Here is a 22,646-nt window from a genome sequence, read left to right as displayed (position 1 = left end):
AAAAGACGGGGTTTCTCGACAGCCTGAGAAGACGTTCTGATTTAATCAGTCAATTGAAACAATTTGCCATGCTCCATCTTTACCTTTGGCAAAATAGAAGGTATACCGTATATCAGGGGTATAGCCTTCTTGTTTATTAAGCCGTTCGCCTACAACGGGTATCAAAATCCGATCGTTTTCTTTTACAGCTTCGGCAATACCAGTAAACTTCACCGGATGATCCAAGAGGTAATCATGACCTGTTCCAACGTTTGGACCGAGCGCAGTATGGAATTGATCCAAATCTTTTGACACAAAGGCGGCTATTGCCGCTTTGAGTTTTGTTATCATGGCATCCTCAATCAGAGGGTCTTTAACTTCATTCCATTTGATCTCGTCCAAGCTTTGCAGTGCGGCTGATTGAGCTGTTCCTTCTTTTACTACCGATTCTGAGGTTGTCGGTACTGTTTCATTGGTGGATGCACCTGTTGTTTCCTGCTTTCCACAACCAGCAAGCACATTTACAGAAAGTATAAGTATAGAAATAATTTGAGCAGGTTTATTCATATTAGATTAATACATCCTTTCTCTTTCTATAACGAATACTATGTTAAAGAAAGTTGCAATGCCTATATCATAATTTACTCTATTTTTAAATTTATGTAAAAAAACGAAGGCGTCAATCGAATGAACCTTCGTTTTATTGTATATCCCAGCATGTGCGGCAGCATAGGCTTCAATTTTACTTTTATCTCTCTTGACCCTACTTGGTTACAGAAGAAAAAGCATAAATGGCAAAAGCCGACCAAATGGAGATAAATGCTATAAAAGGTTCAGGGTTTGAAGGCTGAAGGATTGAGATGTCTTGAAAAATGAAGTAAAGGGTTCTACATATTATGCATGCCTAATAAGTGAAACCCTTTATGTTAACTACCGTTTTCTGTTGGTTCAATACAAATTATTGTTTGAACCTTGCAATCCTGCGTAGACCGCTTCGCATAGATCAGTTGTAAATCTTCCGGACATCCCTTCAAGCGCCGTATTTGTGAATGCTACAACGCTCAGTTCTTGACTTGGATCAACAAACCAGGAATGGCCGTAAGTCCCACCCATTCGCCACGTTCCAGGTGATTCCGAAGTATTGGCAGCTTTAGGGTCTTTAAGTAACGTGAATCCTAAGCCGAAACCCCTTCCCGGCCAGTAAGGCATTTCCAGGTCGCCAATTTGATTAGTTGTCATTTCAGTGACGATTGCTTTCGGAAGAATAGGATCTCCTCCCTGCCGTAAAGTTTCCAGTAATTTTAGGAAGTCTCCGGCACTACCAACCATACCAGCCCCACCAGAAGGATAAGCAGACTTATCATTAGCCCGGTCGGGTGCAAGGCGAAAACCAGCTGTACCTTCAATAAAAGGAATAGTGTCAAAGTTATCGTGCAGCCGGCGAGGTTCGTCTGAGCTATCAGCATATGCAGCAGTTAACCTATTTTTATCTACTGCTATAAAACTAGTGTCATTCATATGAAGTGGGTGAGTGACCAGCATTTGTACAGCTTCACTTAACGGCATCCCGGTGATCTTCTCGATGACCGCACCGAGAACATCAGTGGCGATGGAATACCTCCACATTTTTCCTGGTTCATAAAGAAGTGGTGCAGCTGCGAGCCTCTCGAGATTCTCTTCCAAAGTAATTCCGGATATATCCATACCGTCCGATACCTCGGCCATTTCGTAGGCTCCCTTGTCTTCTTGAAAGAAGCGATAAGTTAACCCGGCAGTATGAGTGATTAAGTGTCGAATGGTAATAGAGGCATACTGGCCATTTGGCAGTTTCGGACGAAATGAAGGTAACCATTTTACTACCGGATCATCTAAACGCAACTTATCTTGCGAAAATAATATTAAAGCAGCTGTTGATACAATAGGCTTAGTTACGGAGGCGTATCTAAACAGCGCGTTTTCTTGCATCGGACGCTTCTGTTCCCGATCGGCTAAACCTTTGGCTCGGCTATACACCAGCTCCCCTCTTAATGCTATTTGAACAACTGTGCCTACTATTCTTTTCTCAATAAGTGTGCGTTCAATTACTTCATCCACACAATTTTGTAAAGTATTTATATCCGTAAATCTCATATCCCTCATCCTCTCCTTGTATTGCTTACTTGATTATTTATAGTAAGTATGATAATTATATAAATGATTTTATTTCCTTTACATAAGTGATTTAAGTAATATGAGGCAAACTACTACGAATCTAAAGGTATTTAAATGGAATATCCTTGAGATTAAAAGGAGACATTTTTTATGGACGAAATTGATAATAACATTCTGTTCCATTTAGAGAATAATGCACGATTACCAATGACCGAATTAGGAAAACTGGTTGGGTTATCTCAGCCTGCTGTAACTGAACGAGTAAAGCGAATGGAGGAAAAAGGTGTTATCGAGGAATACCGTACATTGTTCTCACCTCATAAATTGAATAAGCAGAGCACAGCTTATGTTCTATTTCGGACAAGAGATTGTCATGCCTTCCTTGATTTTTGTCGTTCGTCACCTGAAGTGGTCGAATGTTATCGAATAAGTGGAGAACACAATTATTTATTAAAAATATTGACGGAATCAACTCAGGGCCTCGAAGAGTTTGAGAACAAATGCGATTCATTTGGAACCTATACGACTCTAATTGTGATGTCCTCTCCGATCCCATTTAAAAAACTCATTCAAGGAACCAATTTAATGGCCGTCCAGAGTATAACCTCAATTAAAAAAGAAAAAAAATAGGAATCCGATCTCTGCGGATTCCTATTTTTTTGGTATATATAAATGGTTTTATTTAAATTCCTTTAGGAAAACCATGCTTTTTGGCTAACACAACTATCAGCAAGGCAGGAAGCAGTAGTATAAATAACGAGCCGGGAAGGAGTTCGGGTCCAAATAGCTCAAGCAGGATACCGCCAATAATACCTCCGCCACCGATAGCCAAGTTCCATGCTGTAACCAGCATCGATTGAGCTATGTCTGCGCTCTTGCCTCCAGCCTGAGCAATTGCTGTTTGAAGAAGGGTGGCAGCACCGCCAAAGGTAAGTCCCCATATAATGACACTGAAGATGATGATCACAGGCTGATCGATACCGATCGCCATTGCTATTGAAGCCAGGGTGAAGGCAGTGATACTGGATATAATCATTATTCTTATAAAGCGGTCAATCAACATGCCAACAACCCAAATGCCAATAACCGAAGTGATTCCAAAAATAAGCAAAACCAAATCAACTCTTTGTCCAAGAGCGGTCTTGGCAAGGTAAGGAGAAATATACGTGTATAGAATATTATGAGCCAGCACCCAGGCTATAACTACTACCAAAATCGGTCGTACCCCTGGAATCAGAAAGACTCTATGAAGGGAAAGCCTTTCATCGTCAGGCTCTCCATCAAAATCCGGCATCTTCCAAAGGACCCAAACTATTAGGACTGCTGCCAATAAAGTTACAATTCCAAAAATTAGGCGCCAGCCAATGTATGTGCCCAAAAAGGTTCCGACTGGAACTCCTAGCGCCAATGCCAGAGGTGTGCCAACCATAGCCACAGCCATGGCTTTTCCTTTCAGTGAAGCTGGGACCATACGACGCGCATAACCGGCAGTCATTCCCCATAACACCCCGGCAGATACCCCTGCAAAGAAACGAGCCGCAAGCGTCAGAACATAGACAGAAGATAATGCGGTTATGGTATTAAATACCAAAAAACCAGCGATGCATAGTAATAATAGCGGTTTTCTCCTCCAACCACGTGTAGCAGCGGTCAATGGAATTGCGGCTAAAAGAGATCCCACTGCATAGAGAGTAACCAGTTGTCCTACAAGAGCTTCCGAGACATCAAGGTCTTTTGAAATTTGAGGAAGTAAACCTGCAGGTAGGCTTTCAGTCAAAATGCAGATAAAACCTGCCATGGCTAAAGCAAGCAAGCCAACCCACGGAAGACTGTTTGAAAATCCAGTATTTATATTGCCTTCTTTCACACAAGTTGTATTTGAACTCACGATAAAACGTCTCCTTTGTTGAAAATTTAAAAGCAATACGCTTTTCATAAGCTTACACAAAGGATTCGCTATTTTGCATACATGATTAAAGGTAAAAAACTAATTATTAGACGATAAATCATTTATTTTTTCGATTCTTCTTTTAATTTTAAAGAAACAGATGAAAGCTTGTATCTCATGGCTTTTGGGACACCCCCGGATGTTTGATGCTCAAAACGACCTTCTTCTTTAATTTCTCAGCCGCAGCTTGAATCCGCTCTGCCTGCGTTACAGCTGAAATCACCGCCACACCATCCGCACCTGCGCGTATCACTTCCTCAACACGGTCCGCCGTAATGCCCCCGATTCCGACGATCGGCACATCAATTCCAGCTTTGCGCAGCTCATACAATATGACTGGACCCTGCACGGCATGAGCATCATCCTTCGAGAGGGTAGGATAGATTGGCCCGACGCCGAGATAATCCGCACCTTGTAGGATAGCTCGGCGGGCTTCCTCAATCGTATGGGCGGAAACGCCGAGAATCCGGTTTCCGACCCGCTCGCGGACGGAATCAGCTGATTCGTCGTCTTGACCGATGTGAACGCCGTCGGCGTCGAGTTCAAGAGCCAGCTCCACATCGTCATTCACGATGAAGGGAACCCCGGCACGGCGGCACTGCTCTTGTAGCCGACGTGCCAACTCAATCCTGGGGGCGCCTGTTAACGCGCCACGGCCCTTTTCCCGGAACTGGACCATGGTTGTCCCGCCGGCCAGAGCCTCTTGCACGATCCTGCCTGGTTCCGCGAGACAATTCACGCTTCCAAGCACCAGATACACATGCAGATGCTGGCACATCATCTCTGGTAATATTCTGGCGCTCATTGGAACATCTCCTGACGACGGCGGTAGGCCCAATGATTGGTGGGGCCATGTCCCTGCCCAAGCTGCAAAGGTTCCTCAATCGCTGCCTGGATAAAGGCTTTACCCTTCAAGATAGCCTCCGGTACAGACATCCCTTTCCCTAATTCCGCGGTAATCGCTGCCGAGAAGGTACATCCCGTTCCGTGTGTATGGACAGTCCGTACCCGCTTGCCGCTCAGTTCTGTAAAGGCGGTTCCGTCAAAGAGCAGGTCAACGATCTGTCCGCTGTTCTCGCTCTCGTCGGCGTGGCCGCCCTTGATCACGACAAATTTTGGACCCAGACTGCTAATATGTCTTGCAGCCTCGCGGCGATCCTCCATCGTACGAATGCTGATCCCTGCTAGGGCTTCCGCTTCCGGGATATTTGGTGTAACGACCAGGGCCAAGGGGAGCAGGTCGTCCTGCAAAGCCTGCATCGCTTCCGGCTGCAGCAACGCTGCGCCTCCCTTGGCAATCATCACGGGATCGACAACAACCTTCTCCCAGCCGAACTTTCGGATCTGCTCGGCCACAAGGCGGATGATGCCCGCATGAAACAGCATGCCAGTCTTCAGGGCATCCACGCCGAGGTCTGATCCTACGGCCTCGATCTGCTCCGCCGCCGCTTCCTGTGGCAAGGGATATACACCGTGGACACCCAGGGTATTCTGTACGGTAATGGCCGTAATCGCCGACATGCCGTATACACCAAGCTCCTGAAAGGTTTTGAGATCGGCCTGAATGCCAGCCCCGCCGCCGCTGTCCGAACCGGCAATCGTCAGTGCTCTAGGTACACGAACGTCTGTCATTGTGCACCACCTGCCGTAGCTGTTCCGGCTTCATGAATAGATACATGGCCCTTCAGCGAGCCGATATGCAGTTTGGCTAGCTCGTCGAGAAAGGCAATCTGGAAGCTGCCGGGTCCCAGCTCTGCTGTACGTGCAGCGGCCCGGGAAGCCGCTGCACTGTAAAATGCCAAGCCTGCTGTCCCTGCGAGCAGCAGATTAGGTTCAACGGCAGCAAAAGCGCCCAACACTGAAGTCAGCAGGCAGCCTGCTCCGGTTACTTTTGTGAGCAGCGCGTCTCCGCCACAGATCATTCGTACTTCGGCCCCATCGGTGATGACGTCTTCTTTTCCGGTGATGACAACGATGGTATTGAGCGCTCGTGCAGCCCGAGCTGCCAGATCGGCATGACTGCTGCTGGCACTCTCACCAGCATCTACGCCTTTAATTTCATGGGCTTCTCCGATAAGATGGGCGACTTCGGCTGCATTGCCCCGCACCATTGAAATGTTAACTTCACTCAGGATTCGCAGTGCCGACTCGGTTCTAAAGCGAGTCGCTCCCGCACCGACCGGATCTAGCAGGACCGGAACACCATGTGCATTCGCCGATTGTCCGGCAATGATCATGGCATCGACCAGCTCGCGGTTCAATGTACCGATGTTTAATACGACGGCCCCTGCTATTTTTGCCATATCCGCGACTTCCTCGGGGGCATAAGCCATCACTGGCGAAGCGCCCAGCGCATATAGGCCGTTAGCTGTAAAGTTGGTGACCACCACATTGGTCATGTTGTGAACAAGAGGGTTGCTGTTGTGTACCTTTGTCAGAAGCTCCGAACAATCCTTTTCCCATGTATTCATATCGTTGACCCCACCGCGGCCTGCATCTGGACCGGCCAGTTTTCCTGCTTATAAGCCATATCCCAGAACATATATTCCAGCTGGCAGCTTAGCATAAAATGCTCAATCATCCGCTCCCGCTCGGCAGTCGTTGCGCCTTCCGCCCAAGCATCCACACGTTCTCGGAATTTGGTTGTTAGATTTTCAGACTGGTAGAAGTTGATCCATTCATAGAACGGATGGGACTCGTCCGGTCTTACCTCATCCAGCAGCCTGCGGCCAATCTCAAGATATGTCCACGGACACGGCAGCAGCACAGCCATGATCTCGCCAAGACTGCCCTCGTGTGCGACCGTCAGCATGTGATGGATATAATGGTGGGCAGACGGTGCGAGCGGATATCCCTGCATTTCTTCATAGGCCACACCTGCAACAGCGCAGAAATTTTGATGCGGATGAATCTCGCTGTGGAGGATAAAAGAGATCTGTTCGTTAAATGCAGCTATGTCCTCCCGGCTCGTGCATTTGGAGATCGCGATGCCGTAAATCCGCATATAGGCATTTAAATATTCAAAGTCCTGTTTTACATAGTGAATCAGCTGTTCCCTTGCCAAGCTTCCTTCGGCAATACCTCTAACAAAGGGATGCTCAAAAATCGCCTGAAAAATACCATCCGCCTGCCGACGAAGCTCTTGTGTAAAGCTCATTTCCCCACCTCCAACAAAATGAAGAGCAGGAAGTCCCGTAAGAAGACAGTTTCGGAACAACGCCAAAAGGCCGCCCCGAAAACTGGAGCGGCTTCATCATAGGTCTAATGCATAAAAAAACACGAGGGACCTTATATACGAAGGCTCCACTTTCCTACGCTAGTACGAACTAGATCAGGTTCAAAGGGTCCAAGATACGTTCTTGTCTCAGCCATAAGCGGCTCCCCTAGTGGACTTCCTATTCTTTTGACTATTACTGTACATTCGTTCATACGTTATGTCAAACCTTCCTCAATTCATTCCATTGGGAAATCTACTAAATCGTGGGGGGCATGAATATGACAAAAACCGGCAAAATCGGGCGGCACTAATAACAGGAGTGAACAGGTAATATTTTACATCAATAACGAAATTAGCACAGGGAGTGTAACGAGAGAGATGACAGCACTGATGACAAAGGAGGAGGCGGTTTCTGATTCCAGGCTTTCAAAACGGGTAGCGATCATAGCAGCGACTGCTGAACCCGGGAAGGAAACGAGCAGAACCGCCTTAACGGTATCGGCAGACGACAGACCGCATAGGTAAGCAATCAGCAGCATCAATAAAGGCTGTACGATTGTTTTTAACAGCGCGATAGCAAAGGCGCTTACGCTAAAGCTAATGTTGCGTACCCCAATGGTCACACCAACCGCAAATAAAGCGGCCCCGGATGTAATGTCACCAATTTGATTAAACGATTTGTTCAACAAATTCGGTGAATGGAAGCCGAACAAGGTCAAAACCACACCAACCAGCGGGACTAGTGCCAGCGGTTCCTTTAAACCGTGAAGAATGGAGTCCCAGATCAGTCTTCCGAAGTGACCGTTCCGTTCCTTGCCTGAATTCTGGTTGGCTACGGTAGCTATAATCGTAGCTGCCGGGTCAAGGACGGCATTGACTACGATTCCAGTAAGTGCAATAGGGATAGCCACGGCTGAGGAGCCGTAGATGGCTCCAAGCACAGGAATGCCCATAAAAGCAAAGGTCGGCTGTGCCGAGTTCAAAGCAAACATAGCTGCATCCTTCACCGACTGCTTCCCCGCAAAGCGGGACAGCAGAAGGAGAACGGCAAAAAAACCGACAATGCCAATGAACAGAGCCAGCAGGAATGTCCATTGCTCGATGAGCGCTTTCCTGTTCGTTGTCGTAATGCCGATGAATAGATGCGCAGGCAGCGCAAATTTGGTGACGAGCGCATTTAGGGCCTTGGAGGAAGAGGCATCGAAGCTTTTGTAATGCCCTGCTAACCATCCCAAAATAATAACAAAAAAAATCGGCACTAAAATGTAAAGAATATGTCCGACACTCATAGATCGATTCTCCTTGCTTGAACTGACGTATCCTGCCTGTCTGAACATACATCCCCGTCCTAAATGAAGCATTAGTGAGGGTGATGTAAGGCACTTTCCACGGCTTTGATCCTCGTATATTCCGGTTTCCACATCGCATTCCGAATGGCTTGTTCAACATCTGAAATGTGTGCCTGAGCCACTTGATCCTGAATCGCGGCTTTTGCTACCGCAACCGCAACCGCGTACGAGACATCACGTAGTTTGCGGATATGGGGAAGCAGCGCACCGCCAGGCCCATTCGAATCTACGGCATTGGCAACGGCATCTGCTGCGGCTGTAAACATGGCAGGGGTGATTCTTTTTGCTTTGACCACAATCGCGCCCAGACCAAGACCCGGGAATACAAAAGCATTGTTCGCCTGTCCAATCTCAAATTTCGTACCGTTATAGGTGACGGGCTCAAAGGGACTTCCGGTAGCGATCAATGCTTTGCCATCGGTCCACCGTATTAAATCCTCGGGTACCGCCTCGGCAAGGTTTGTAGGATTGGACATGGGCATGATGATCGGGCGTTCTACATGCTTCGCCATTTCCTTGATAATTTCTTCAGTAAAGGCACCTCCCACACCGGAAGTTCCTATTAATATCGTAGGCTTCACCTGACGAATGACCTCAAGCAGCGGTATTTTTCCGTCATCAGACCGCATCCATGAGCTGACTTCCTCTTTTTTACGTACATACGGCTTCTGATACTCCAGCACATCTTCCATATCGTCCGTTAACAGCCCGCGGTAATCAAAGGCCCAAAATGGCTTAAATGAATCCTCCGCCGAAAGGCCGTCCGCGATCATAGCTCCCCGAATTTGGTCAGCGTTACCAATGCCTGCGGCCCCCGGTCCGAAGACAAGCACTTTTTGCTCACGCAGCGGAATTTTGGTAACACCTACCGCCGAAAGAATCGCAGCCAGGGTTACAGCTCCTGTGCCTTGAATGTCATCGTTAAAGGTGAGAATGCTTTGACCGTATTTGCCTATAATATGGCGTGCGTTTACGCTGCCGACATCTTCCCAATGCAAAAGCGCCTTCGGAAACTGTGTTAGCGTTTTATTGATAAAAGTATCAATAAACTGGTTATAGGCTTCTCCGCGGACCCGCTTATGGCGGTTTCCGATGTAGAGCGGATCATTCAGCAGCTTTTCATTATTCGTGCCTACATCCAGTACAATCGGCAGCACCCGCCCGGGATGAATGCCTGCTGCGGCTGTATATACAGCAAGCTTGCCAATCGCAATGTTAATCCCCCCGACACCCCAGTCACCGATGCCCAAAATACTTTCCGAATCCGTCACGACGATCAGATCCACATCCTCACCACTCAAACCGGAATTATAGAACGCCTGTCCAATTCCGTTCGGGTTATCTATCGACAAATATACGCCCCCAGGACGGTTGTACTCGTGACTATATTCTTGAATTGCGGTTCCTACCGTAGGTGTGTAGACCACAGGCAGCATTTCACTCAAATGGTCGGTAAGCAAGCGATAGTATAGTACGACATTTCGATTGTGAAGGTCGTTGAGCGAAGCATTTTTACGCAGCATGGTGGGTTGTGCCAAAAACTGCTGATACGCTCGTACGCTCTGTTTTTCCAGTGAAAGGACTGTTGGAGGAAGGATTCCTTCCAGCCCCAGCTCTTTGCGTTCTTCTTCTGTAAAAGCGACACCTTTATTCAAAAGGGGGTTCGCTAACACATCCTTGCCTCGTAATGGGGTGGATAATGAGCCGTCCCGATTGACATAAAATGCTTCCATACTAACACCCTTCTTTCTCTTCGTATTGATGATTGTTCATTAGGGTTATTCATGACGAAAAATGACATGTTGACCATAGTATGGTCATGGCAATATGTTTTATTCGCTTATGTATCTACGACAAAATAACCATTAATTTTTGCGTTATTGATCATAAAGAACTAATTATGAATATTGATAAATAAGATGATTTCGTTATTTTTGGTCCTAATGAATCAGTGCTAAATACTCTGTTTTTACAAAATATAAAGTTGGTTTTTCTTTCCTTATATCCTTATATATCATGGTATGTCAGCTATTTTGTTAAGAAAATATGAAGGATTTGCATATTAATTTAACCCCTCTAAGCAAACATTTTTAATTCTTTTTCAACAAAATAAAATCATCTGGAGGAAAAGGAGAGGTTTGTGTGCAGGGACCTATAGCCATTTTTAGCGATAATGACAGGGCTATTGATTATCCCAACGTGATTCATTTTTACCAATCTATACAGTGCAGAGACCCTGAGGCAGCTTCAGTTTATGAGAACGCATGTTGTTGCCTGATTGATTATAGGGAGCCGGAGAAGGCGGTGCGGATAGCCAATCAGATCCGTAGCCAATTTCCGCAAATGCCGCTGTTAGTGGTAACGGATGTAACGGTCCCATTCAGTGATCAGCATATGGTGCAAATCACAGGAATAGGCCGTTTACGCCTGCTATTTTGGCAAGCCAATGACAACGAGGAAATGCTGTCAGAAATACAAAGCTTGCTCTACCCCGAGTATTCGGCCAAAGGGCAGCATATTGCCTTCATTCTGTCTGTATATAACGAGGAGCAGCGTTTTGTACACGTCAAGGCATTTGCTGAACGCCTGCAAGCTTTTATTCGCAGCCATCTTGTAGAGGGCTCGATTTATCTCATTGATGATGGCAGCCACGATGGCACGAATGACTTGATCAAAGCGCTGAAGGCAGCAACGGATTTGTCCGTCAACCGGATTAATCAGAATCTTAATCCTTTGATTCAAACCAAGGAATTGGGGCGCAATACCCGTAAGGCAGGAACGTATCTGGAAGGGATGCGAACCATCGGTGCGGATTATTACGTATTTGTGGACGCGGACGATTCCTTTTTTATTGAGGATATTGCCAGAATGATAAACGTGGTTCGACAGGGCTACTACGATGTCGTGATTGGAACCAAGGATATGACAGCCGAAAATCGCTCTTTATTACGATCTATCGTCAGCTTTGGCAAACGTATGGTTTCCCGCCCGTTTTTACCGACAGGTGTGGTGGATTCCCAGACAGGGCTTAAAGTCATGAGCTCGGTGGCGGTGAAGCGGATGTTTCCGCATTTGAAGGAGCAGCTCGGGCTGGCTCTGGATTTGGAAATGATGTTTATCGCCAAGCGACTCCAGCTTCGTGTGCTCCAGCTACCCGTCAAGTGTATTGACCGGGATGGATCGCACATCCATGTCTGGAAGGATTCCATTCGTTTTCTGCGCTCCATTATTGATATTTGGCGGCTGGATCGGCGGGTGAGATAACAACGTGAACAACCGACTGCGTCCGTTGATGTTTCCTTTATTTAATGTGCTGCTGAACGGATTTAATTTTTTCTTTCATATTGCAGCAAGCTGGTATCTTACTGGACAAGCCTATGGTCAGGCGAATGCGCTGTTGGCCCTCTTTGCCCTGTTGTCCGTTTTGGGCTTATCGATTCAGCTACTAACCGCCAAGCTGGTCTCCAAGGGAGACCACAAGCTTCCGCTGCGTAGTCTAACGCTTGGTCCTCTCTTGCTAAAAGCTCCTTTGTTGCTCACCGTGCTTGCCATAGTCATGCTGGTGATATTTCATCCGTTGCTGCGCTCGCTATTAGGCGTCCAATCCGGCCCGCTGTTCATGCTGTATGGCTTGGTAGGGCTGCATATTCTCGTGAGCTCGTGCCGCGGAGATTTACAGGGCAGGGAACGCATGCTGGCGCTCAATGTGAACTACTATATTGAGGTTTTAGGAAAGCTTAGCCTGTTTTTTGTATTGGCCGCATTGGGGTTAAAGCTGGAAGCCCTGCTGCTGGCTAGCTGTGGGGGAATGTTACTGTCGCTGCTTCATGGCTGGATCGTTTCGGCTCGGGGCTTATCCTTATTCAGTCACAGTGGAACACGTATACCTTCCGGGCTATGGAAATCACTAGGTCAGGATTTTACGGATAGTCTCATAACGAACTTATTTATTTTGTTTTGCATTTCCATTGACATGCTGTATGTGCAGCATTATTTCCCGGAACAGGCCAGTAGCTATGCCATCGCGCTGAAGTACAGCCAATTGGTCTATTACGTTTCGTACAGTCTGATCGCTGCATTTATTCCAAAGCTCGGTGCGCATGGTCATGACCGTCAAGCCTTGGGGAAGCTGATCGCTGTGTATGCCGGATTAATGGCTGTGGCAGCCATTTGTGTGTATGTAGGTACAAGCTTTGTGTTCCCCTCTTCTATTCCTGTATTATTCGGGTCTTCCTATCAGTCGGCAGAAGTTTTTATTCCATGGGGAGGATGGGTATACTGGCTGTTTTCCATCGTGCTGTTCTTTGTTCATATGCATGTATTGGTGGGCAGACGCAAATTTATGTTCAGCTTAATCGCTGGAGCAGCGGCTTTACTGGCAGCCTTTCATATGGCCCACAACAAGCCTTCCGATTTTTTACTGTCTGAGCTGGTGGTGTATGGCGCCATATCTTTCTACTTTGTAGTAGATGCCTATATCTATTTGCTCAAAATAAAGCTAAGAGGGGATTCAGCCCATGAATACAATCCATGAACAGGACGGTAAAACCGTAGTTTTATTGCTATCCTGGCGTGACATTCGTTCACCTAAAAGCGGAGGAGCAGAAGTTTTCACCCATGAGATGCTAAAACGCTCACAGCAAGGCCGCTTTCACTTCATTCATTTTTCGCCCCAATTTGAGGGATTGCCCGAGCATGAAATCATAGACGGAATTACGTATATCCGAAAAGGAAATATATACAGCGTGATTTATTTTGCCATGCGTTATTATCGCCGTCACCGCAAGCATATTGATTATGTTATTAATCAGGCGAATACGCACCAGTTCTTTACCCGGTTTTGGGTGGAGGCATCCAAGCGGATCTTTTTTATACATCAGCTAACAAGGGAAATATGGTTTGAAAATGCCAAATTTCCACTAAATGTGATCGGATTTCATCTGGAGCCGCTGATGCTTAAGCTGGCCCGCACGGATCGAACACTCACGGTTTCCCCGTCTACCCGGTATGATTTGCTTAAGCTGGGCTTTCACCCGGATCGGGTTCATCTCTTGCCGGAAGGCATTGAGTTTGATCACTGGCCGCGTGAACAATTTTTACCGAAGGAGTCCAGTCCGACCTTTATGTACGCAGGGCGCTTTGTGAAATATAAAGGGATTGATCTGGTCGTTGAAGCCTTTGGGCGGCTCAAGAAAAAATTCCCGCAGGCTATATTGTGGATTGCCGGGAAAACCGATAAAACGTATGTGGCAGAACAATTATTGCCGATTATGAAACGATATGGATTGACTTACGGAGAGCCGGATAAGCAAGGACAATCCCAAGCGGATATTACCTTTTTCGGATTTGTTTCAGCAGAGCATAAGCTGGAGCTGATGAGCCGTGCCCACGCCCTTGTATTTCCATCCCTGCGTGAAGGCTGGGGCCTGACGATTACCGAAGCGGCGGCCGTTGGAACTCCCAGCATTGTCAGCAATTCACCCGGCTTGGTGGATGCGACGGATTTTGGAAAAAGCGGATATCTATGCTTTCACGGTGACATCCGGGGATTATCTGAACAGATGGAAAGAGCAGCGAAGGGTGGCGAAGACTACATGGCCATTCGTGAGCGGGCGTATCAGTATGCGTTGAGATTTCATTTTGATCATACGGCAGCTGCGTTTGAGCAGTTGATGGGAAATTGGACAGAGGAGGCGGAACAGAGTGGACAAAGTGGTCATTCTCTTCTCCACATACAATAATGAACGGACAATAGAGCCATGTTTGCGAAGCTGTATGGGGCAAAATTACAAGGACTTGCATATCGTGATCGCCGATGATGGCTCGGATGACCGGACTGTGGAGGTGATTCGTACGCTGTCGGCAGGAAGTTCAGTACCCGTGACGGTATTGGAGCTTCCCCATGGAGAGCGTGGAGTCGCGAGGGTCAGGGCGGTTGAGGAAGCGGAACGCTTGGGTGCCGAATACATACTTGTATTGGATTCCGATATGATTTTAGCCGAGCATTTGATCCAGCAGAGCATCGACTTTTTTGACGATCATCAGGACATTGGTGCCTTGGTTGTTCCTGAGGAGGCGTATTCGGAAGCGGACAATTTTTTTTCCAAAGTGAAAGTCTTCGAGCGAAATGTAATTAACAACGCAGGTGAAACCCTGGGAAAACGCTCCATAGAAGCGGCACGCTTCTGGCGAATGAGCGCTTACGAATCGACAGGCGGCTTTAATGCGGAGCAGATTGCCTTCGAAGAAATACAGCCTACCTTACGCTATATAGAGTCTGGCGGAGTCATTCGCCGGGCGGTATTTACACGGGTATATCATGATGAAAAAAAGGTATATCTGCATGATGTATTACGTAAAAAAGCCTACTATTTTTCCGTGATGGATCGTACGATGTCATCCGAAAAGGAGGGCTTGCGAAAGGCACTGGAACGCTGGTACTTCTTCCGTCCGGTGCTGTATACATGGGGAAATTTGAAAAGCTACATTCGTCACCCGTTGTTGACGGTAGGCATGCTGTGGATGTATACATGTCTGACTGTGATTGGGGTTGCCGCCGTATTAAAGGGCGGCAACCGTCACTCAGGCGATCTCGCTAAGGCGGATAAGACGTAAGGATGAATGGCCCACAGTCAGCGTATCCAGCGTGTACAGGTCGAGATCGGAAGATTCCGACTCCTCATACGGTATATACAGTGAATGCGCAGTTAACTGAATACCTCCACCGTCAGGATGACGAAGTGAGCTGCCTACAGGATACAGCTCAGCGAGCGCAGCGTGTACAGCAGTTACAATATGCTGATCATTGAGCAGCACATAAGGCCGATACGGAGCATTCAGAATGCTGTCTATAAATACCGACAAGCTGTGAGCCACATTTTGGTCTGCATACAGGCTGTTTCGATTGAGCTGGGCCTGATCCAGTGCCTCGTATAGTATCTTTTTCAGCGTATCATTATCCAGCTCCAGTGGTTTCGTCAAAAAGCGGAACACGCCGACTTGATTGATCGCTGATAAAATAGACTGCGTATGCAGGTGACCTGACAAAATGATCCGTACGATATGCGGATAGTCCTTCTTAATCATACGGAGGAACGTAATCCCGTCCAGACCAGGCATGAGCAGATCGGATACCACTACGTCAATGGGGTGCTGTTTCAGCACCTGCAAGGCTTCTTTGGGTGTATGAGCGGTATGTAAGATGAATGTTTCTTGCGTTAAAGTCCGTTCTAGCAGGGACAGAACCATAGGGCTGTCGTCAACAAATAGAATGTTTTGGGGTGTCATAGCAACTGCGCAACTCCAATCAGGAAGTAAGAAATGAGGAACTACATGTATAATATCAGCGTTTTGGCATTTTTGAAAGATGTCAATGCAGAACGGGCGTTGCGTCTTTTTTGTGAACGATTCGATTCGGCTGAACATGCGCTCTGGGAAAAAGGCATGCGTCTGCTTCATCAGTATCATGCTGTGCGACATACGGGTATAACCCTGACTGTCTCCAGTGCACTTCAGCATATGGATGATCGTCATGATATTTATGTGGTTGATCTTCGGGAGTATAGCGAAGAAGAGCTGGATCGCTTATATATCGCAAAAACATGCGAGTTGATTTTGCTGACAGACGGCGCACCGGAAACCGCTGCGAGGTTTGCCGCACTCCAGCGCCGGACTCCCCGGTTGCTGTGTGCACGGCTACCGCTGGTCAGCTACGAGCTGGAATGCCTGATGCAAGCTATTTTGGGCCGTCTTGAACAAAATGGAGGGGACAGGGGAGCATGAAGCAATGGGCTTTGTTGAAACCGGGTTGGCAAAAGCTGATCCTGTACCTGATCGTTCTGTGCGTGATTGTATTCCTGGCTGCTGTACTTCAATGGTTTGTCGTACGGCAATTCAGCAGTCACTTGGGAGAAATTCAAAATGAACAGCTCCAGCATGAGGTGCAGGAACTGTCCGCAAATATAACCGAGCGTTACGCTGTATGGCAGACTGAACTGAAGGTGCTGTCGTCCAATCTGGGCAGGGATATGCTGAATCAGGGGAAGCGTCAATACCCCGAGGGGTTTAAACGTGAAACTGGGTCCTTTTATGTGCTGGATGAACAGTATCGTGTGATTGCCGGACGAGAAAATCGTGAGATGAAGAGTGCGGTGCAGCAGGTTAAATGGCTGCAAAACGGTTGTGCCGTAAGCCCCTTTGTGACCGAGGAGCATGAGCCTGCTCAGTATATGGTATGCAGGATTCAAGGGGCGCAGATGGGCGGCTTTATGGTGCGTACAATTGACGCTGATATGCTCAGCAGAATCATTAAAAGTAAACCAGTCGATCAGCACGAGGTTTTATTTTATAATAATCAATTTAAGGTTGTAGCTTCCCGCAATACCCCGGATATCAACCGAACGGATATTACGAACGTAACCCGCAGGCTACTGGAGGGTAATACGGGCGTCATTGAAGATAGCGGAGAGAAACATGGAATAGGGTTCAGCCGCATTGGGGAAGAGGCGCTTTACATATCGGTTGAAGATGTCAGTCAGGACATTGCGGGGCGCATCAGCTCTTTCCGCAAACAGTTGTGGATGGTCATGACTCTGATATTGCTTATGCTGTGGGCCATGCTCATACAGTTCCGCAAACGGATTGTGAAGGATGCCATCGTAAATAGTCAGGTGCGTGACCAGCGGCGGGATGAGGATATGCGACAGCAGCAGGACACCTATTATTTACCGTTAATGCAGACGATTGAGCAGCAGCTTCAGGAGCTGCAGGAGCAGACTGCTCGTCTGACAGGCGGTGATGATCTGAAGCTGCTGGGCTTCTATCATGATCTGGCCAACCGCTTTGAAGCGGCTTCCAGCCAGGGAAAAGGAGCATCTCATGAGGAACTAGAATACTTCCGCGAGCTGAATGAAAATTTCATCCAGGGTCGTCTTAGACAGGAATCCTCACTGGGAGAGCTGCTGACAGGAGTGCGTTCCCTGCGCGATGAGCTGGAAGAAAAGATGCATGATAATAGTGGAATTAGCTTCACAGATATGAATGAGGTATTGTCCGAATCGCTGAAATGGGCGAACCGTTCGTTGAACATGAAGAACATTCAAGTCATCTTGCGGCAAGAGCCTGTTCCATCCATTGCAGCACAAGCGCCGATGCTGTACAAAACGATTCAGGGGCTGCTGGAAAATGCAGTACAGGCCATGAGTCAAGGTGGAGAGCCGGTAGAGAATCAGGAGCGAAGCCGAACAGGGTTTAGATCCAAGCGCCAGTCTCAAATGCTCAAGGTGAGTTCACGGCTAGAAGAAGGAGAAATTATTATTCTTATTGAAGATACGGGCGGTGGGATTGATGATAAAATGCGTTGGAGCTATTTCCAGCCGGATTATTCCCAAAGCTCGCAGGAGCATACGTTCAGCCTGTATCATATGGATGCATACTTGAAGACGATAGGCGGACGTTTAAAGCTGCGTAATACGGATCAAGGCTTGCAGGCCATTGTTCGCTTGAGAAGATAGCCCAAAGATAACCGACAGATCAACGAGAAGTTCAAGAGAGGGGGCTGAGCATGAAAAAATGGATATTTCGCTATCGCTATGATATGGCGGCAATGATGTTGATGCTGATTGCCATTGTTGCATATCTTGCTCCCATCTATGGACCAGGGCAAATTGTGTTTAGCGACATTGCCTTTGGAGCCACCTCTCATCGGTATCTGGAGGAAATAACAGGGGTATGGAACGAACGATGGTCTACCTCGACCTTGTTCAATGCTCCACGTATCCTGTATATTTTGCCCTTCTATGGACTTTCACTGTTATTTGACGAGAGCGGGCCGGTCTTGCTGAAATCTTTTATCACGGGTCTGTTATTTATTTCGGCGTTCTCGATGTATGCCTTTGCCAAGCGGCTGGTCAGTGTATATTATTCACCTAGCTTTACGAAAACCCGTATTTTTGCCATTATGGTCGGCTCGTTGTTTTATGCACTGAATCCGTGGGTTATTTTCCGCATCCAGCATATTTATCTGCTCTGTGGATATAGTTTGTTTCCGTTAATGCTGAGATTCTTTTTCAGTGCGGTTGATCCCAAATTTCAAATTCAACAAATTAAAAACTATCATCCCCACAAGCTGTATCAGCGGAACTGGATCGACCTGTTTCTGTTGGCTGCGGTATTCACCGTTAGTGCTGCGGCCATTCATTATTTTTTCTTCGGCATGATTTATTTGGGCTTGTTCACCATGCTGCTGTTGATCAAGCTGACCTGGACCCACCGTAAGGCCGGACGCACCTATTTACAGCCGTTATACGGCAATTTTTTGCGTAAAGGTATTATTTTTGGCGTGTTTTTTGGTCTGCTCAGCTTTTATTGGTTGTCCCTGTATGTCGGTAGCATGCTGATGGACGCTCAAGCGTCTCAGCACAATATCAACGTCGTGGATACGTTGTCTCTGTTCAGCCGTAACAGCAGTTTAGATAATGTGGGTTATTTATTGAGCTATTGGTGGCCTATGTTTTCCTTTTCCTCACTGCCTGCCCTATTTTATATCGGAGGGGGATTTTTGCTGCTATTGATCGGTTATGCGATGGTGACTCGTTCCCATAAAAATCCGATCATTTTGATCTTTTCACTGCTTACGGTGCTGTTTCTGGTCGCAGCTACCGGGACGACGTTCCCATCCATTGCCAAATGGTTTGTCATTTTGGTTACGAAGACGCCTGTGATTGGTTCGGTTTTCCGTGACCCCAACAAATTTATTGGTCTAATTGCTCTTAACTTTGGGGTGCTGCTGACCTTTGGCGTGATTCAGTTTATGGAATGGTTCGGTTCATCTCCGTTGCAGCGTGTGTATAAAAAGCTGGCGGTGGTTATCGTCGTCTTGTGTCTGGGGGTATATTTTGCTCCTCTGCGTACCCAATTCATTGAGGGGTATTACAAGCCGGTTCAAGTGCCGGAGGATTATAGCCAAATGGCTGAAAAGCTGACCGACCCGGATCGTTTTGACAGCAAGGCATTGTACTTTCCGATTGCCGACAATATGATTCAAAGCTATAACGGAGTAGCCACGCCCAAATGGAATAAAGGGAAGACTGCAAACGAGAAGGCAACCGGAGATTTTCAGGTATACTCTTCTCCTAAAAACACCATCTTCCATCATGAGGGAAATGATCCCGGGATTACATACTATATGAATTTTCTGCAGTATGTCATGGACAATGGGCTAAGCTCCAGGTTAGGCTGGCTGTTCTCTACCTTTGGAGTTAACCAGTTGGTCTACCATGACGAATATGTGGGCCAGGAGAAGCGCCAGGATTTTCATCTGTCTCAGCTGGAAGGTCAGACAGGGCTGAAACGTACCTACAAAAACGGGCTCTTTTCCATATTTAATCTGGATCAGGCACCGCCCTATATGAACATTCTGACGAGTAAAATTGTGACACCTTACGGGTTTAGCCGATTGGAGAGCTACAGTCATCTGCCTGGCTTTGATTTTAGTCACTTCGGGGTATTGTTCAGTGCGTTAAAGCCAGAGCTAAACACTATTCAGACGGTCAACAAAGGGGATTATGTAGAAGCGGCCTCCTTTAATGATTTGTTGTTGTCTCAGCTTCCGGCAGAGGATTACTTGCGGCCTTTTGATGCGATAGAGGATGGTAATGCTTTTTTGAAATGGTCCAAAACCTTTGCCTCGACCAACGATTGGTTGTGGTATTTATCCTCCCAAGGCATACGAAACTTTCCGTTCGATATGGAGATGGATGCAGGGATTGCGGTCACCTTTGCCAGTAAAAAGCTGGATGTAGCCCCTTATCAGATGAGCAGCATTGAGGGGAACACGGTCGTGGATTTTGATTCTATGCTGAAGACGGAGACCTTTTTTAAGCCGGATAATCCGCAGTTGTTCAGTGTGGAGGCTAATCCCCGCGAGGAATTGAATGATGTGCCGACGCTGCACGGTGAGATTATGAAGGGGGACCCGAGTAATATCTGGCAGGTCGCCAGATCCGGGTTGCTGGAGGCCAAGGAAAATAATCCGTATCAGTTCCAAATCACGGTTTCCGGTCGCGGGACGAACAAAATGCATGTAAAAATGCGGTTTTACGATAAGCAAATGCGTGAGCTGGGGGTTAGCTATGTCGTAGCGCCTTCAGAGGGATATAATTTTGACGGTGTAAAATTTTACGGGGAATATGTGTCGCCGCCCGGCAGCTATTGGATGCGAATGGATTTGTTAACCCTGCAACGTCCGCAGCAAAAAAATTACTGGTGGATTCATGATATCCAGCTACGTGATTTGGGCAAATACAGCAAGCCCAACTCATTTACAATGCATAAAAAGCTGGATCAACCGCAAGCCTCGCATGTGTATGCCAGAGTGTTTATGAATAAGGCAGGCGGAAAATTGCAAGTCACACTGCCGGACGGCGTGGCTAACATTAAGACCCAGGATGAGGGCTTGAACCAATTCCAATGGGTCGATCTGGGAGAGCATGCCTTCCCCAAAGGAGATACCCCGATCACGGTTACTAACCTGCAAGGCTTTAACGCGGTCAATCAATTTGCGATTATACCCACAGATCAGCTGGATAAGCTATCTTTTCCGATAGAGCAAGCGTTGAAGCGGGGCAAGCTCTTTTTCACCTTGGAGGCAGAGAACGATTTTAATGTCAAAGGGAACGTGCAGACAGAACGCGCTCTACCACGACTCAGTATGGGGCGGGGTATCAGTTTTCAGAAAGGTTCATTAAGCAGGAATGTAGAAGTCGCCAAAACAGGCACTTACTCCACAGCTATTCTGGCTGATTTACCCTCTGGGTATCATGGGGCGCTGACGATGAAATGGACGAACCAAGAGACAGGAGAGGTGCTGACACGAACGATTCGTACAGGTGAGGCGTATAAGCGATTGCCCACCATCTCTTCATCCGAAAATCAGGTTATTGAGACGGTGCCCAATCAGGATGGTTTCTCCAAACAAATCATTCATGTCCCCGGTCTGCTGAACGAATACGGACGAGTAGAATTTAGGAATCTATTCTTACCCAAGGGGAAGTACCGCTTAACACTTGTGCTGGACAGTCAGGTTCCGTCTTTGAGCAGCTTTGATGATATCCATCGGATGGCTGGGCAGGAAGTGACCGTGATACCTGAGAAGGACACAACGGAATTCTTAAGTACCGATGTAGGCTGTGTGGCGGATATTCGGCCCGGACAGACGAATCTGGCTTTGTCAGCCAAGGGGCTATCCATCCGTTATGCACCAAGCTATTCCTGTGATTGGAATATTTATGCGTCCCGGAAAATGAAGGCTGAGCCACTACAAGAGTATGCCGTACAGTTGGATGCGCGGTCAGAGCAAATTGGAAGTCGGCATATGAAGGTCATTTTTTTGAATAAAGCCTCCCAAATCGTCCAAACCTCCTATATTGACGAGGTGGAGGAGAGAGATAAGGAGCAATGGAATCATTATGATCAGATTGTGAAGGCTCCGGCAGAGACTGCCTTTATGCAGTTTCAGATTTTGGCACATGCGAATAAGAAGCAGTCAGGCTTGTTTCAAATGAAGAACTACTCCATCATCCCTTATCGAGCAATGATTACAGTGGATCAATTTATGTTGTTTGAGGGAACGGATATGGAAACCTTTTTTGTTGCCCCACATGCTTCGGAAAGTATTCAGGCTACTCGTGAAAACTCCATGGAACGCAGCTTTACGCTATATAACCCGACGCATCAGGAGGTGCTGATCCGGGAGACCGAGTCACCCAACCCGCTTTGGGAGTTTAGGCTGGGAAGCGAAAATCAGCGTGCCCGTCTGTCTGTGAACGGCGTGACTACCGGATTCATTACCAGTGGCAACGGAAACGGAAAGGTTGTCGTTATTTTGGCTTCGGCTTATCGTTTCGGGTGGGTACTGTTCTTCATCGGGATACTCGGTGGAGCAGCTTGTTTTCTTCCTTATCGGCGATGGAAAAAGCGAAAGCTTCCATAAGAAGCAAGCTGC

Annotated in this window: 18 protein-coding genes and 1 riboswitch; of the genes, 8 read left to right on the top strand and 10 right to left on the bottom strand. The window is 47.3% G+C overall.

Annotated features, from left to right (window positions below):
• Positions 1-45: 45 nt before the first annotated feature.
• Both LCF57_RS08225 and LCF57_RS08220 read right to left on the bottom strand, forming a co-directional pair.
• Positions 46-546, bottom strand: coding sequence for a hypothetical protein (locus tag LCF57_RS08225; RefSeq protein ID WP_152379236.1), 501 nt, complete (start codon positions 544-546; stop codon positions 46-48).
• A gap of 381 nt (positions 547-927) precedes the next feature.
• A complete protein-coding gene (locus tag LCF57_RS08220) occupies positions 928-2,109 on the bottom strand; it encodes a serine hydrolase domain-containing protein (protein WP_025718332.1) in 1,182 nt (393 codons plus the stop codon).
• A gap of 171 nt (positions 2,110-2,280) precedes the next feature.
• Between LCF57_RS08220 and LCF57_RS08215 the strand changes: the two genes are divergently transcribed.
• Entirely contained in the window at positions 2,281-2,760 is a 480-nt protein-coding gene (locus tag LCF57_RS08215; protein ID WP_152379234.1) for an Lrp/AsnC family transcriptional regulator, read from the top strand.
• A gap of 52 nt (positions 2,761-2,812) precedes the next feature.
• On the opposite strand, the gene LCF57_RS08210 is transcribed toward LCF57_RS08215, so the two are convergent.
• The 7 genes from LCF57_RS08210 to LCF57_RS08180 all read right to left on the bottom strand — a co-directional run bounded on the left by LCF57_RS08210 (position 2,813) and on the right by LCF57_RS08180 (position 10,377).
• Positions 2,813-3,928, bottom strand: a complete 1,116-nt coding sequence (locus tag LCF57_RS08210) for an MFS transporter (RefSeq protein WP_264083540.1) — start codon at positions 3,926-3,928, stop codon at positions 2,813-2,815.
• Between the two features lie 265 nt (positions 3,929-4,193).
• On the bottom strand, positions 4,194-4,883 hold the full coding sequence (thiE, locus tag LCF57_RS08205) for a thiamine phosphate synthase (RefSeq protein ID WP_226000252.1): 690 nt from the start codon (positions 4,881-4,883) through the stop codon (positions 4,194-4,196).
• A complete protein-coding gene (thiD, locus tag LCF57_RS08200) occupies positions 4,880-5,710 on the bottom strand; it encodes a bifunctional hydroxymethylpyrimidine kinase/phosphomethylpyrimidine kinase (protein ID WP_226000251.1) in 831 nt (276 codons plus the stop codon). Before thiD ends, thiE begins: the two co-directional genes overlap by 4 nt.
• Positions 5,707-6,549, bottom strand: a complete 843-nt coding sequence (gene thiM / locus LCF57_RS08195; protein WP_226000250.1) for a hydroxyethylthiazole kinase — start codon at positions 6,547-6,549, stop codon at positions 5,707-5,709. Before thiM ends, thiD begins: the two co-directional genes overlap by 4 nt.
• Positions 6,546-7,235, bottom strand: a complete 690-nt coding sequence (gene tenA / locus LCF57_RS08190) for a thiaminase II (RefSeq protein ID WP_025718339.1) — start codon at positions 7,233-7,235, stop codon at positions 6,546-6,548. Before tenA ends, thiM begins: the two co-directional genes overlap by 4 nt.
• Before the next feature lie 134 nt (positions 7,236-7,369).
• Positions 7,370-7,473, bottom strand: a riboswitch (TPP riboswitch).
• Positions 7,474-7,630: 157 nt separating this feature from the next.
• Entirely contained in the window at positions 7,631-8,584 is a 954-nt protein-coding gene (locus LCF57_RS08185; RefSeq protein WP_226000249.1) for an AEC family transporter, read from the bottom strand.
• 71 nt (positions 8,585-8,655) lie between these two features.
• On the bottom strand, positions 8,656-10,377 hold the full coding sequence (locus tag LCF57_RS08180; RefSeq protein ID WP_226000248.1) for an NAD-dependent malic enzyme: 1,722 nt from the start codon (positions 10,375-10,377) through the stop codon (positions 8,656-8,658).
• A 409-nt stretch (positions 10,378-10,786) separates the two neighbouring features.
• Here LCF57_RS08180 and LCF57_RS08175 point away from each other — a divergent pair, with 409 nt between their 5' ends.
• From LCF57_RS08175 to LCF57_RS08160, 4 genes are read left to right on the top strand one after another with little or no spacing between them, the layout of a single operon-like run.
• Positions 10,787-11,908, top strand: coding sequence for a glycosyltransferase (locus LCF57_RS08175; protein WP_226000247.1), 1,122 nt, complete (start codon positions 10,787-10,789; stop codon positions 11,906-11,908).
• Positions 11,909-11,912: 4 nt separating this feature from the next.
• On the top strand, positions 11,913-13,178 hold the full coding sequence (locus LCF57_RS08170) for a transporter (protein WP_226000246.1): 1,266 nt from the start codon (positions 11,913-11,915) through the stop codon (positions 13,176-13,178).
• On the top strand, positions 13,162-14,385 hold the full coding sequence (locus tag LCF57_RS08165) for a glycosyltransferase family 4 protein (RefSeq protein ID WP_226000245.1): 1,224 nt from the start codon (positions 13,162-13,164) through the stop codon (positions 14,383-14,385). The genes LCF57_RS08170 and LCF57_RS08165 overlap by 17 nt, the downstream gene beginning before the upstream one ends.
• A complete protein-coding gene (locus tag LCF57_RS08160; protein ID WP_226000244.1) occupies positions 14,348-15,259 on the top strand; it encodes a glycosyltransferase family 2 protein in 912 nt (303 codons plus the stop codon). The genes LCF57_RS08165 and LCF57_RS08160 overlap by 38 nt, the downstream gene beginning before the upstream one ends.
• Here LCF57_RS08160 and LCF57_RS08155 read toward each other — a convergent pair.
• The gene (locus tag LCF57_RS08155) at positions 15,227-15,931 is read right to left on the bottom strand and encodes a response regulator (protein ID WP_226000243.1); all 705 of its coding nucleotides are present in this window, start codon (positions 15,929-15,931) and stop codon (positions 15,227-15,229) included. The genes LCF57_RS08160 and LCF57_RS08155 overlap by 33 nt on opposite strands.
• A gap of 45 nt (positions 15,932-15,976) precedes the next feature.
• Between LCF57_RS08155 and LCF57_RS08150 the strand changes: the two genes are divergently transcribed.
• The 3 genes from LCF57_RS08150 to LCF57_RS08140 are packed head-to-tail and all read left to right on the top strand — an operon-like array spanning position 15,977 to position 22,634.
• The gene (locus LCF57_RS08150; RefSeq protein WP_226000242.1) at positions 15,977-16,426 is read left to right on the top strand and encodes a hypothetical protein; all 450 of its coding nucleotides are present in this window, start codon (positions 15,977-15,979) and stop codon (positions 16,424-16,426) included.
• Positions 16,423-18,156: an ATP-binding protein gene (locus LCF57_RS08145; RefSeq protein ID WP_226000241.1), complete on the top strand. Its 1,734-nt coding sequence runs from the start codon at positions 16,423-16,425 to the stop codon at positions 18,154-18,156. The genes LCF57_RS08150 and LCF57_RS08145 overlap by 4 nt, the downstream gene beginning before the upstream one ends.
• Positions 18,157-18,206: 50 nt before the next feature.
• Positions 18,207-22,634 (top strand): hypothetical protein, encoded by a 4,428-nt coding sequence (locus LCF57_RS08140; protein WP_226000240.1) that lies wholly within the window; start codon positions 18,207-18,209, stop codon positions 22,632-22,634.
• Positions 22,635-22,646: the final 12 nt, after the last annotated feature.

This window comes from Paenibacillus sp. BJ-4, assembly GCF_020404765.1.
Classification (GTDB): Bacteria; Bacillota; Bacilli; order Paenibacillales; family Paenibacillaceae; genus Paenibacillus.
Note: the sequence above shows the minus strand (reverse complement) of the source record. Positions and strands in the feature narration are given on the sequence as shown.

What these genes read in the sequence shown, in the direction of transcription:
- LCF57_RS08140 (WP_226000240.1), top strand. Translation starts at nt 18,207, where the DNA reads ATGAAAAAATGGATATTTCGCTATCGCTATGATATGGCGGCAATGATG.
- LCF57_RS08155 (WP_226000243.1), bottom strand. Translation starts at nt 15,931, where the DNA reads ATGACACCCCAAAACATTCTATTTGTTGACGACAGCCCTATGGTTCTG.
- LCF57_RS08210 (WP_264083540.1), bottom strand. Translation starts at nt 3,928, where the DNA reads ATGGCAGGTTTTATCTGCATTTTGACTGAAAGCCTACCTGCAGGTTTA.
- LCF57_RS08180 (WP_226000248.1), bottom strand. Translation starts at nt 10,377, where the DNA reads ATGGAAGCATTTTATGTCAATCGGGACGGCTCATTATCCACCCCATTA.
- tenA (WP_025718339.1), bottom strand. Translation starts at nt 7,235, where the DNA reads ATGAGCTTTACACAAGAGCTTCGTCGGCAGGCGGATGGTATTTTTCAG.
- LCF57_RS08165 (WP_226000245.1), top strand. Translation starts at nt 13,162, where the DNA reads ATGAATACAATCCATGAACAGGACGGTAAAACCGTAGTTTTATTGCTA.
- thiM (WP_226000250.1), bottom strand. Translation starts at nt 6,549, where the DNA reads ATGAATACATGGGAAAAGGATTGTTCGGAGCTTCTGACAAAGGTACAC.
- LCF57_RS08185 (WP_226000249.1), bottom strand. Translation starts at nt 8,584, where the DNA reads ATGAGTGTCGGACATATTCTTTACATTTTAGTGCCGATTTTTTTTGTT.
- LCF57_RS08225 (WP_152379236.1), bottom strand. Translation starts at nt 546, where the DNA reads ATGAATAAACCTGCTCAAATTATTTCTATACTTATACTTTCTGTAAAT.
- LCF57_RS08145 (WP_226000241.1), top strand. Translation starts at nt 16,423, where the DNA reads ATGAAGCAATGGGCTTTGTTGAAACCGGGTTGGCAAAAGCTGATCCTG.
- thiE (WP_226000252.1), bottom strand. Translation starts at nt 4,883, where the DNA reads ATGAGCGCCAGAATATTACCAGAGATGATGTGCCAGCATCTGCATGTG.
- LCF57_RS08215 (WP_152379234.1), top strand. Translation starts at nt 2,281, where the DNA reads ATGGACGAAATTGATAATAACATTCTGTTCCATTTAGAGAATAATGCA.
- thiD (WP_226000251.1), bottom strand. Translation starts at nt 5,710, where the DNA reads ATGACAGACGTTCGTGTACCTAGAGCACTGACGATTGCCGGTTCGGAC.
- LCF57_RS08150 (WP_226000242.1), top strand. Translation starts at nt 15,977, where the DNA reads ATGTATAATATCAGCGTTTTGGCATTTTTGAAAGATGTCAATGCAGAA.
- LCF57_RS08220 (WP_025718332.1), bottom strand. Translation starts at nt 2,109, where the DNA reads ATGAGATTTACGGATATAAATACTTTACAAAATTGTGTGGATGAAGTA.